Below are 319 nucleotides of genomic sequence, written 5' to 3'. Positions count from 1 at the left end.
GTTTACCGATCATGTCGTACACGCGTACCTGCACGGCTTCCTCCGAAGTGGAATCCAGGTCGAGCGAGAAGCTCTCGGCATACGGGTTCGGGAATACGGTAGCATTGAAACGCTGTGCGATGGCCTCAGGCTGTTGTGTCCCGTCCTGGCGCAACGGAGCAGGAGCGTACACGAAACAGGCCTCACCGAACGGTGAAGGGTAACCCGTGGTCCTCACGGCCACGCGCACCATGTACTTGCCACCCGGTATGTAACCCGGCACCATGCTGAAGTTGAAGTAGGACAGGGTACGGTCCACGATCTGCGAGGAGACCGGGTT

Annotated in this window: 1 protein-coding gene; it reads right to left on the bottom strand. The window is 59.2% G+C overall.

What is annotated here, in order from left to right:
• On the bottom strand, positions 1-262 hold a 262-nt coding region (locus G6047_RS00150; RefSeq protein WP_169525281.1), incomplete at its 3' end, for a T9SS type A sorting domain-containing protein.
• Positions 263-319: the final 57 nt, after the last annotated feature.

The sequence above is a fragment of the Flavobacterium silvaticum genome (genome assembly GCF_012911565.1).
Classification (GTDB): Bacteria; Bacteroidota; Bacteroidia; order Flavobacteriales; family Flavobacteriaceae; genus Flavobacterium; species Flavobacterium silvaticum.
The sequence above is the reverse complement of the archived record's forward strand: the minus strand, read 5'-3'. Positions and strand labels throughout refer to the sequence as shown.